The organism is Methylobacterium aquaticum, assembly GCF_001043915.1.
Taxonomy (GTDB): Bacteria; Pseudomonadota; Alphaproteobacteria; order Rhizobiales; family Beijerinckiaceae; genus Methylobacterium; species Methylobacterium aquaticum.
In genome coordinates, this window is sequence record NZ_LABX01000330.1 from 1 (window position 1) to 10,560 (window position 10,560).

At 69.4% G+C, this 10,560-nt stretch carries 8 protein-coding genes and 3 tRNA genes; 7 read left to right on the top strand and 4 right to left on the bottom strand.

The window, feature by feature from the left end:
• Positions 1-126 precede the first annotated feature (126 nt).
• Entirely contained in the window at positions 127-2,418 is a 2,292-nt protein-coding gene (locus VP06_RS31245) for an NADP-dependent malic enzyme (RefSeq protein WP_048467722.1), read from the bottom strand.
• 233 nt (positions 2,419-2,651) lie between these two features.
• Between VP06_RS31245 and mutS the strand changes: the two genes are divergently transcribed.
• From mutS to VP06_RS31270, 5 genes are all read left to right on the top strand, one after another.
• Positions 2,652-5,459: a DNA mismatch repair protein MutS gene (gene mutS / locus VP06_RS31250; RefSeq protein WP_082167730.1), complete on the top strand. Its 2,808-nt coding sequence runs from the start codon at positions 2,652-2,654 to the stop codon at positions 5,457-5,459.
• 531 nt (positions 5,460-5,990) lie between these two features.
• Positions 5,991-6,461: an NUDIX domain-containing protein gene (locus tag VP06_RS31255; protein WP_048467724.1), complete on the top strand. Its 471-nt coding sequence runs from the start codon at positions 5,991-5,993 to the stop codon at positions 6,459-6,461.
• Between the two features lie 133 nt (positions 6,462-6,594).
• Positions 6,595-6,669 (top strand) — tRNA-Gly (locus tag VP06_RS31260).
• A gap of 28 nt (positions 6,670-6,697) precedes the next feature.
• A tRNA-Gly gene (locus VP06_RS31265) sits at positions 6,698-6,772 on the top strand.
• 24 nt (positions 6,773-6,796) lie between these two features.
• A tRNA-Gly gene (locus VP06_RS31270) sits at positions 6,797-6,871 on the top strand.
• A gap of 133 nt (positions 6,872-7,004) precedes the next feature.
• Here the strand turns inward: VP06_RS31270 and VP06_RS31275 are convergent.
• Positions 7,005-7,463 (bottom strand): MarR family winged helix-turn-helix transcriptional regulator, encoded by a 459-nt coding sequence (locus VP06_RS31275; RefSeq protein WP_048467728.1) that lies wholly within the window; start codon positions 7,461-7,463, stop codon positions 7,005-7,007.
• A gap of 130 nt (positions 7,464-7,593) precedes the next feature.
• Between VP06_RS31275 and VP06_RS31280 the strand changes: the two genes are divergently transcribed.
• Positions 7,594-8,277 carry a glutathione S-transferase family protein gene (locus VP06_RS31280; RefSeq protein WP_048467725.1) on the top strand — a complete coding sequence of 228 codons (684 nt, stop codon included), beginning with the start codon at positions 7,594-7,596 and terminating at the stop codon, positions 8,275-8,277.
• 130 nt (positions 8,278-8,407) lie between these two features.
• Here VP06_RS31280 and VP06_RS31285 read toward each other — a convergent pair whose 3' ends face one another.
• Positions 8,408-8,890, bottom strand: a complete 483-nt coding sequence (locus VP06_RS31285; protein WP_048467726.1) for a peroxiredoxin — start codon at positions 8,888-8,890, stop codon at positions 8,408-8,410.
• A 276-nt stretch (positions 8,891-9,166) separates the two neighbouring features.
• Between VP06_RS31285 and VP06_RS31290 the strand changes: the two genes are divergently transcribed.
• Positions 9,167-9,748, top strand: a complete 582-nt coding sequence (locus tag VP06_RS31290; protein WP_048467729.1) for a YqgE/AlgH family protein — start codon at positions 9,167-9,169, stop codon at positions 9,746-9,748.
• A 79-nt stretch (positions 9,749-9,827) separates the two neighbouring features.
• On the opposite strand, the gene VP06_RS37530 is transcribed toward VP06_RS31290, so the two are convergent.
• Positions 9,828-10,560: hypothetical protein (locus VP06_RS37530; RefSeq protein WP_048467727.1), on the bottom strand; the 733-nt coding region annotated here is incomplete at its 5' end.

The window sequence follows — 10,560 nt, forward strand, 5'->3', positions numbered from 1 at the left end:
AAAATTCGAGAACAGAACCAAAGGTCGTTTTCTTTCGACCGTTGGTATCAGTCCATCGTCGCTGGACTGACCTCGAAGGAGGAGGGTTGCGGATGGGGTGAGCCAGCGGCCGCCAGGCGATGCCGGTCAGCCGCCGATGTTGTAGGCGGCGAGCGCCGCCATGTTGACGAGATCGGAATCGGTCGCGCCGAGCGGGACGATCTGCACCGCCTTGTCGAGGCCGACGATCAGCGGCCCGAGCACCTGGGCGCCGCCCAGTTCCTGCAACATCTTGGTGGAGATCGAGGCCGAGTGGAAGGCCGGCATCACCAGCACGTTGGCCGGCTGCTTGAGGCGGCTGAACGGGTACTGGGCGAGCAGGTCCCGGTTGAGGGCGACATCGGCCGCCATCTCGCCGTCATACTCGAAATCGACCCGCATCCCGTCGAGGATCCGCACCGCCTCCTGCACCTTCTCGGCGCGCTCGGCCTTGGGGAAGCCGAAGGTCGAGAACGAGAGCAGCGCCACCCGCGGCTCGTAGCCGAGGCGCCGCGCCACGCCGGCCGCCTCGATGGCGATGCCGGCGATCTCCTCGGCGCTCGGCATCTCGTGGATCGCGGTGTCGGCCACCAGCACCACCCGGCCACGGGCGAGGCAGAGCGAGACGCCGATCACCCGGTGGCCGGGCTTGTGGTCGATGACCCGGCGCACGTCCTCGAGCGCGATCGAGTAGTTGCGGGTGGTCCCGGTCACCATCGCGTCGGCGTCGCCGAGCGCCACCATCGACGCCGCGAAGTGGTTGCGGTCCTGGTTGATCAGGCGCTGGCAGTCGCGGAACAGGAAGCCCTTGCGCTGCATCCGCGCATACAGGAACTGCGCGTAGACGCCGTTGCGGTGCGACTTGGCGGCGTTGTGGATCTCGATGTTGTCGCGGCCGGCCAGATCGATGCCGGCGGCCTCGGCATTGGCCATCACCCGGTCCTCGCGGCCGACCAGGATCGCGGTGCCGAGGCCCTGGTTGACGAAGGAGATCGCGGCGCGGATCACCACCTCCTCCTCGCCCTCGGCAAAGACGACGCGCTTGGGGTATTTGCGCACCCGCTCGAACACCCGGTTGAGCGTGCCGGCGACGGGGTCGCGCCGTGCCGAGAGCTGGGCCCGGTAGCGCTCCATGTTGTCGATCGGCTTGCGGGCGACGCCGGTCTCCATCGCCGCCTTGGCCACCGCCATCGGGATGGTGTGGATCAGGCGCGGATCGAACGGCACCGGGATGATGTATTCGCGCCCGAAGCGCGGCCGCGTGCCCTGGTAGGCCGCCGCCACCTCGTCCGGCACGTCCTCGCGGGCGAGCGCCGCCAGGGCCTCCGCCGCCGCGATCTTCATCTCCATGTTGATCGTGGTCGCGTGGACGTCGAGCGCGCCGCGGAAGATGTAGGGAAAGCCCAGGACGTTGTTGACCTGGTTCGGGTAGTCCGAGCGGCCGGTCGCCACGATGGCGTCGTCGCGGACCTGCGCCACCTCCTCGGGGGTGATCTCCGGGTTCGGATTCGCCATCGCGAAGATGATCGGCTGCGGCGCCATCGCGGCGATCATCTCAGGGGTGAAAGCGCCCTTCACCGAGAGGCCGAACGCGATGTCCGCGCCTTCCATCGCCTCTTCGAGCGTCCGCTTCGAGGTCGCGACCGCATGGGCCGACTTCCACTGGTTCATGCCCTCGGTGCGGCCCTGGAACACCACGCCCTTGGTGTCGCACAGGATCACGTTCTCGGAGCGGAAGCCCAGCGCCTTGACCAGCTCGATGCAGGCGATGCCCGCCGCGCCCGCGCCGTTGACCACGAGACGGGCCTCGGCGATGTCGCGGCCCGTGAGATGCAGCGCGTTGATGATGCCCGCCGCCGAGATGATCGCGGTGCCGTGCTGGTCGTCATGGAAGACCGGGATGTCCATCAATTCCCGCAGGCGCTCCTCGATGATGAAGCACTCGGGGGCCTTGATGTCCTCCAGGTTGATGCCGCCGAAGGTCGGGCCGAGATAGCGCACGCAGTTGATGAAGGCGTCCGGGTCCTCGGTGCCGACTTCGAGATCGAAGGAATCGATGTCGGCGAAGCGCTTGAACAGGACCGCCTTGCCCTCCATCACGGGCTTGGAGGCGAGCGCGCCGCGGTTGCCGAGGCCGAGGATCGCGGTGCCGTTCGAGATCACCGCCACGAGGTTGCCCTTGGCGGTGTAGTCGTAGGCGAGCGCCGGGTCGTCCGCGATGGCGAGAACCGGCACGGCGACGCCCGGCGAGTAGGCGAGCGACAGGTCGCGCTGGGTCGCCATCGGCTTCGTCGCCACCACTTCCAGCTTGCCCGGCCGGCCCTGCTGGTGGAATTGCAGCGCCTCCTGGTCGGTGAAGGTCGGGCGCTTGCCGCGGGTGACGGGGCGGGACTCGCTCATGCCAGGCTCTTCTCTGCGACCAGCATCAACACGATGACGGCGGGACACGTCCCATAGGGCCAGGAACCGGCTGGCTCAAGCGGCGCTGCGGCGCTCACGAGCAGTCTGCCGCCATTTTCGGCGGGGATGACGATCCCCATCATCCCCGGAATGCCGGTCTGGAGCGTGGCCGCCGGCCTCTGTTAGTCTGCCCGACCACGATGCCGCGGACGCGACGACAGCCCCCTGATCTCATGACGATGGACAGCGACACCGGCCGCCTCCTGCGCAACGAGGCTCACGAGCCGGCCGACGAGGCGCCGCCGCCCCCCGCCCGCGGCCGCCGCTCGGCCGCCGCCGACGACGAGGCCAAGGTCTCGCCGATGATGGCGCAGTACATCGAGATCAAGGCGGCCAATCCCGGTTCCCTGCTGTTCTACCGCATGGGGGATTTCTACGAGCTGTTCTTCGAGGATGCCGAGATCGCCTCGCGGGCGCTCGGCATCGTGCTGACCCGCCGCGGCAAGCATGCGGGTGCCGACATCCCGATGTGCGGCGTGCCGGTCGAGCGCTCCGACGATTACCTCCAGCGTCTGATCGGCCTCGGCCACCGGGTCGCGGTCTGCGAGCAGACCGAGGATCCGGCCGAGGCCAAGAAGCGCGGCTCGAAATCGGTGGTGCGGCGCGAGGTGGTGCGCCTCGTCACCCCGGGCACCATCACGGAGGACCGCCTGCTCGATCCCGGCCGGGCCAACCTGCTGCTGGCGCTCGCCCGCCGCCGCGCCTCGGACTCCGCCTGGACCTACGGCCTCGCCGCCGTCGACATCTCGACCGGGCGCTTCTCGCTGGGCGAGGTCGAGGGGGCGGGGCTCGCCGCCGAGATCGCCCGGCTCGACCCGCGCGAGATCGTGATGGGCGACGCCCTCCACCAGGATCCCGACCTCGCCCGGCTGTGGCGCGACACGCGGGCGGCGGTGACCCCGGTCGGTCGCGGCGATGTCGATCCGGCCTCTGCCGAGCGGGCGATCAAGGAGCAGTTCGGCGTCCAGACCCTCGACGGGTTCGGCGCCTTCAGCCGGGTCGAGATCGCGGCGGCAGGGGCCGTCCTGCACTACATCGCCCGGACCCAGCTCGGCGCCAGGGTGACGTTGAGCCCGCCGACCCGCCAGGCGGCCGGCGCGAGCCTGATGATCGACGCGGCGACGCGGGCCAACCTCGAACTCACCCGCACCCTGTCGGGCGAGCGGGCGGGCAGCCTGCTCGCCGCCATCGACCGCACGGTGGGCGGCGCCGGCGCCCGGCTGCTCGCCGAGCGGCTGGCCGGCCCCTCGACGGATCTCGCCCTCATCCGGCGCCGGCACGACGCCGTGGAGTTCCTGGTGGCTGAGGGGGCCTTGCGGGCGGAACTCCGCAGCGAGCTGGCGCGGGCCCCCGACATGGCGCGGGCACTCACCCGGATCGGCCTCGGCCGGGCCGGGCCCCGCGACCTTGCGGCGCTGCGCGACGGTCTCCTCGCCGCCCGCGGCATCGCCACGGCGCTGGCGGGGGCCGGTGCCCTGCCGGGCGAGATCGGCAAGGCCGCCCGCATCCTCGCCGGGCTCGACGAGGCTCTGGCCGACGATCTGGCCGCGGCGCTCGCCGACGACCTGCCGTTGCAGCGCCGGGACGGCGGCTTCGTGCGCGAGGGCTACCGGGCCGAACTCGACGAGACCCGCACGCTCCAGCGCGATTCGCGGCAGGTGGTGGCCGGGCTCCAGGCCCGCTATGCGTCCGAGACCGGCTGCCGCACGCTCCGGATCAAGCACAACAACCTCCTCGGCTACTACATCGAGGTGCCGCAGACCTTCGGCGAGACCCTGCTGAAGGATCCCTGGCGCGCCACCTTCGTCCACCGCCAGACCATGGTGGACGCGATGCGCTTCACCAGCGTCGAGCTGGGCGAGCTGGAGACGAAGATCGCCAATGCCGCGGGCCGCGGCCTCGCCCTCGAACTCGAGATCTTCGAGAGCCTGTCCAAGGCCGTGATGGCGGAATCCGACTCGATCGTGGCGGCGGCGAGCGCGCTCGCCGCCCTCGATGTCGCCGCCTCGCATGCGGAACTCGCCGTCGCGCTGAACTGGACCCGGCCGGTGGTCGATGACGGCCTCGCCTTCCGGATCGAGGGCGGGCGTCACCCCGTCGTCGAGGCGGCGCTGACCAAGGCCGGCGAGGCGTTCATCGCCAATGCGTGCGACCTCTCGGGCGATCAGGCGGGCCAGATCCTCCTCGTCACCGGCCCGAACATGGGCGGCAAGTCGACCTTCCTGCGCCAGAACGCGCTGATCGCGGTGCTGGCCCAGATGGGCGCCTTCGTGCCGGCGGCCTCCGCCCATCTCGGCCTCGTCGACCGGCTGTTCTCCCGCGTCGGCGCCGCCGACGACCTGGCGCGCGGCCACTCGACCTTCATGGTCGAGATGGTCGAGACCGCGGCGATCCTCAACCAGGCGACGCGGCGCTCGCTGGTGGTGCTCGACGAGATCGGCCGCGGCACCGCGACCTTCGACGGGCTCTCGATCGCCTGGGCCTGCCTGGAGCACCTGCACGGCACCAATGGCTGCCGGGCTCTCTTCGCCACCCATTTCCACGAGCTGACCGGCCTCGCGCAGCGGCTGGATCGCCTCTCCAACGCCACCCTCCAGGTGACCGAATGGAAGGGCGACGTCGTGTTCCTGCACGAGGTGGTGCCGGGCGCTGCCGACCGCTCCTACGGCCTTCAGGTCGCCCGCCTCGCCGGCCTGCCCGCTCCGGTGATCGCCCGCGCCAAGGCGCTGCTCGCCGAGCTGGAGAAGGGGGAGGGGGCTCCCGGACGGCGGAAAGCCCCCGCCGAGCTGCCGCTCTTTGCCGCCATGCCGGCCGCGATGCCGGCCGCGCCGCCGCCGGCCCCAGCCGTGGAGAAGCCCGACCCGGTCGGCCTGCTCCTCGACCGGATCGACCCGGATGCCTTGAGCCCGCGCGAGGCGCTCGATGCGCTCTACCGGCTCAAGGCGGCCCGGGCGAGCGGAGACGACCCGCGCGAGCGATGATTTTCGGAGCTACCCGGCCACGCTGCAAGATCGGGCGGGTGTGCGATGGCAGATGGCAGGCCGTTGCTTCTGACGATCCGACAGTCGGTCGATGCAGAGCGCGATCTGTCGCAACGTGTTATCGTTCATCGGCGATCGAAGGCGGATCGATTTCGCCTGTCGATCGTGCTTCATGTATTGTCGTTTTATTGTTCGTAAAAGCTATATCCTGATGTTATGATATTTTTCTAAGGATTTGTTTAAGCAAGATTTTCTATCCGGGACTTGAGGTGGGTGAGACCATCCCACCTGCGACCTCATCCTGAGGTGCGACCGCAGGGAGCCTCGAAGGCGGGTTCCAGAAGCCTCTGCGATCCCTGGAGCCCTCCTTCGAGGTCAGTCGATGTGACGACGATCGACGACAACACCTCCCGATCAGCCTATCACCGGCGGACCGACCTCGCCGCCCTGGCGAAGGACGCTCTCTCGCGAGAGCAGACCATGCATGCCACTCGGGAGAGTGAGCCTCCCTGTCGAACAGGAGAAAGTGGGATGACGCCTCGACAAGCCCTGCTCATGCGGGGCGCTCACCTCGTCTGGCGCTTCACCCGCGGGATGACCCTCGGGGTGCGCGGGGCGGCGATCGATCCGGAGAACCGGGTCTGCCTCGTGCGCCACACCTACATGGATGGCTGGCACCTCCCGGGCGGCGGCGTCGAGCCGGGCGAGACGGCGCTGGAGGCCATCACCCGGGAGTTCCGCGAGGAGACCGGGATCGTCCTCGACGCGAGCGCCACGCCGGTCCTGCACGGCTTCTACTTCAACGCCCGCGCCTCCCGCCGCGACCACGTCGTGCTCTATGTCGCCCGCGCCTTCACGGTGCCGGTGCCCAAGCGCCCCGACCGCGAGATCGCGGAGGCCGCCTTCTTCCCCCTCGACGCCCTGCCCCCCGAGACGACGCCGGCCACCCGCGCGCGCCTCGCCGAGATCCGCGACGGCGCGACGCCCGCGGCCACCTGGTAGGCGGAGCATCCGTGCGGAAGACTCTCCGGCGGGAACCCCCGAAGCCGGCTCCGCAACCTCTTGCGCTCCCCCGCGGAATGGTGTTTATGCCGCTCATCGGCGCCGCTACGGCGACGCTGGCGGAAAACAGCGAGCGGGTGTAGCTCAGGGGTAGAGCACAACCTTGCCAAGGTTGGGGTCGAGGGTTCGAATCCCTTCGCCCGCTCCAGTTTTTCCACGAGGCCGAACGAGGTTGGGCGGGTGTAGCTCAGGGGTAGAGCACAACCTTGCCAAGGTTGGGGTCGAGGGTTCGAATCCCTTCGCCCGCTCCAAGTTCGCACGGCCTGACAGAGTGAGCGGGTGTAGCTCAGGGGTAGAGCACAACCTTGCCAAGGTTGGGGTCGAGGGTTCGAATCCCTTCGCCCGCTCCAACTGCACATTGTCAAGTTTCTTGCATCTGATCATCGCTTGAGCCCGAGCCTGTTTGGGCCTGGTTGAGCTGCTTCCGTGGTCGATCCGGCTGGCAGGGATCGGGCCATGGCTCTGATGGACCTCTCGCTCCGGTCAGCGCATCAGCTTCGCCAGCAGCGCCGACAAGCCCTCTGCGTCTGAATCGGTCAGATGTGCCCCCAGATGGGCCTGGATCGACGCGGCGTAGACTGCCCACATGCGCGTCTGCATGGACCGTCCCGCCTCCGTGAGGACGACCCACCGGCCGCGACCGTCGCCGTCGAAAGCCTCGCGGCGGACGAGGTTCATCCTCTCCATGCGGTCCAGAAGCCGTGACAGGTTGTGCTGTGCAAGCAGCGTACGCTCCTCGATCTCATAGGGACGCAGCCGTTCATCGGCCGCTCGGGACAGTTCCAGCAGCACGTCGTACCAGCCGAGGGGGGGCAGGGCGGCGCTCTTCAGATCCTGCTCGATGGCGCCCAGGACGACGCGCTGAGTCCGCATCAGCCGGATCCATGCCCGGATGACCGACGGGGAAGGAGGGGGGCAGAAGGGCGGGCCGGGCTCGGGCATGAATGCATCTACATCTAGATTGACGCTGAAGGCAAGCCGTTGTAGATGCATTTGCATGTATCATGCGTGCTCGGGCCCTGTGCCCCGTTCGGGGTTGCGTCACCGGCCCCATTCTGCGGAGAACGACATCATGGACGGTGCCTCCCTGACCCTCGTGAGCCACCCGCTCTGCCCATACGTTCAGCGCGCCGCGATCGCCTTGTCGGAGAAGGAGATCCCCTTCGACCGGCGCGACGTCGATCTTTCGGCGAGGCCCGCCTGGTTCTCGGCGTTCTCGCCCCTCGGCAAAGTCCCGCTGCTGCTCGCAGCCCAAGCCGATGGAACGGAAGCCGTCCTGTTCGAAAGTATGGCCATTTGCGAATACATCGAGGAGACACAGGGTGGCTCGCCGCTCCACCCTGGCGATCCTCTGACGCGAGCCCGTCATCGCGGCTGGATCGAATTCGGCTCGTCCATTCTGGCGGACCTGTGGGGCTTCGAGACCGCTAAGGACGCGGTCGCCTACGAGACCAAGCGCAGGGCGCTGATCGACAAATTCGCGCGGATTGAGGCCGAGCTGGGCGCAGGTCCGTTCTTTGCAGGCGCGCGCTTCAGCCTGGTCGATGCGGTCTTCGCGCCGATTTTCCGATACTTCGACGTGTTCGACGCGATCGCACCGACGAACGTGCTCGACGGCCTGCCACGGACGCGAGCTTGGCGGGCGGAATTGGCGATGCGCCCGAGCGTGAAGGGGGCCGTGACGGAATCCTATCCGGCCCGTCTCACGGCATTCCTGGAGACGCACGACGCCTGGTTGCTGAAACGGGCCGCGTAGGCCGCTCCGTGTCCAGCGGGCGTCAGCGAAGAACTTGGCTGCCGTCGACGTGTCCGTCGCCGGCAGCGCGATGCTGGCTGCTTCGCCCGCACGGGGCCGCGTGGTCAGCGGCGGCGGAACATCCTTACACTCACAGCGCCTTCAGCAGCGCCTCCGCCCCCGACAGATCCGCCTTCGACGGCGCGTCCTCGACGTTGAGCACCCGCACCACCCCGTCCTCGACCAGCATGGCGTAGCGCTTGGAGCGGATGCCGAGGCCGAAGCCGGTGCCGTCCATGTCGAGGCCGAGCGCCTTGGCGAAGTCGCCGTTGCCGTCGGCCAGGAACTCGATGCCCTCGGCGCCGGCGGCCTTCGACCAGGCGTCGAGCACGAACACATCGTTGACCGAGGTCACCGCGATCGCGTCGATGCCGCGGGCCAGGATGTCGGCGCGCCGGGTGACGTAGCCGGGCAGGTGGTTGCGGTGGCAGGTCGGCGTGAAGGCACCCGGCACCGCCACCAGCACCACGCGGCGGCCCTTGAACACGTCATCGGTGGTCTTCGGCGTCGGGCCCTCGGGGCCTATGACCCGGAACGTCGCCTGGGGCAGGTGATCGCCGACCTGGATCGTCATCGTGGCTCTCCTCGCGGAATGGTCCGCGCGGGGTCTAGCGCGACGGTTCCGGCGAGTCGAGGCGGGACCTGGCGGGCCTTCCCGCGCGTTCCCGTCCAAGCCGACGCTGGAACCCAACAGCGGACGCTGGACAATGCCGGGGCGGAGCGTAGCATGGGTCTCATGCGCAGCAGATTTCCACAGGACCTCCTCTCCCAGGATCCCGGCCCCGGCGGCCAGGGCCGTGGCCCCGTCGGGGCGCCGGGCGCCGGCGAGCGGGACGGGTCGGGGCGCGGCATGCCGAGCTATCTCGACGGGCAGCTCCTGGTGGCGATGCCCGGCATGGCCGACGAGCGCTTCTCGCGCTCGGTGATCTATCTCTGCGCGCATTCGGCCGAGGGGGCGATGGGGATCATCGTCAACAAGCCGGCGGCCGATCTCAACATGCCGGACCTCCTGGTCCAGCTCGACATCATCGGGGAGGATGACGCGATCCGCCTGCCGAGCCGGATCGGCCACATGCCGGTGCTGATGGGCGGGCCGGTCGAGGCGAGCCGGGGCTTCGTCTTGCACTCGCCCGACTTCCACATCGACCAATCGACCCTGCTGATCGACGACGGCATCTGCCTTACGGCGACGATCGAGATCCTGCGGGCGATCGCGGCCGGCAAGGGGCCGGCGAGCGCGGTGCTGGCCCTCGGCTATGCCGGCTGGCAGGCTGGCCAGCTCGAAAGCGAGATCCAGGCCAATGGCTGGCTGCACTGCCCGGCCGACCCGGAGCTGATCTTCAACACGGCCCTCGAGACCAAGTACGACCGGGCCCTGCGCGGCATCGGCATCGAGCCCGCCATGCTCTCGATGACGGCTGGCCACGCCTGACGGGCCGCTCCCCCGCCAGGTGTCCCGGCGCGTTGCCCGACACGGGAGGGCTTCGCGGCGTCGACCGGTCGAGAGAGCGCTACGGGTCCTGCGCGCCGGCCTCGAAGCCGGGATTCATTCCCTCGACGGCCGGGGCCGGACGACGGATGCGCGCGGCCGGACGGGGCGCGGCGCTCGCCGAGGCGCCGGAGAGGCCGAGGCGGGTCGCGAGCGACAGCGCCCGCGCCTCCGAGAAGCGCAGGTGGCAGAAGCCGTGCGAGCCTTCGCGGATATAGGCCCGGCAGAACTGCTCCCGGTCGGACGAGAAGGCAGCCTGCTCGGTCACGATCGGCCGCACGTCCTCGCGCCGGGCGCGCTGGGTCATCACCTTGTAGTTCTCGCGCACCGCCTTGTCGGCGGCGCCGCGGGCGGCGTCGAATTCCTGGGCCCGCGGCAGCAGCGTAGCCGCGCCGGGTCCCCACAGGCCCTTCGGGGTGGTGGCGCAGTCGGAGGCCGTGAAGATGCAGGCGTCGCCCTCGCCCAGCGGCGTGACCATCACGCTGCCCTCCAGGATCTCGAACCGCAGCGGGCAGGCCGGGCCCGACGAGGCGAGTTGCGTCACGCCGTTGGGCTTGCCCTGATCGGCGAGCGCCAGCGGCTGCCCGTCGCCGAGGGTGACCTTGCAGCTCTCGGTCGGCTGCGAGACCTTCGTGCCGGACACGGTGAGGCGGGCCGTGAAGCCGCCGCCCGCCCGCTCCAGGCGCAGGGACCCGGCATTTCCGTTCTGTTGCAGCTCCTGGCCGAGCACCGCGTCGTCGTTGGGGACCTTCAGC

Coding starts and splice junctions, on each gene's coding strand:
- VP06_RS31245 (WP_048467722.1), bottom strand. CDS start 2,418: ATGAGCGAGTCCCGCCCCGTCACCCGCGGCAAGCGCCCGACCTTCACC.
- mutS (WP_082167730.1), top strand. CDS start 2,652: ATGACGATGGACAGCGACACCGGCCGCCTCCTGCGCAACGAGGCTCAC.
- VP06_RS31255 (WP_048467724.1), top strand. CDS start 5,991: ATGACGCCTCGACAAGCCCTGCTCATGCGGGGCGCTCACCTCGTCTGG.
- VP06_RS31275 (WP_048467728.1), bottom strand. CDS start 7,463: ATGCCCGAGCCCGGCCCGCCCTTCTGCCCCCCTCCTTCCCCGTCGGTC.
- VP06_RS31280 (WP_048467725.1), top strand. CDS start 7,594: ATGGACGGTGCCTCCCTGACCCTCGTGAGCCACCCGCTCTGCCCATAC.
- VP06_RS31285 (WP_048467726.1), bottom strand. CDS start 8,890: ATGACGATCCAGGTCGGCGATCACCTGCCCCAGGCGACGTTCCGGGTC.
- VP06_RS31290 (WP_048467729.1), top strand. CDS start 9,167: ATGCCGAGCTATCTCGACGGGCAGCTCCTGGTGGCGATGCCCGGCATG.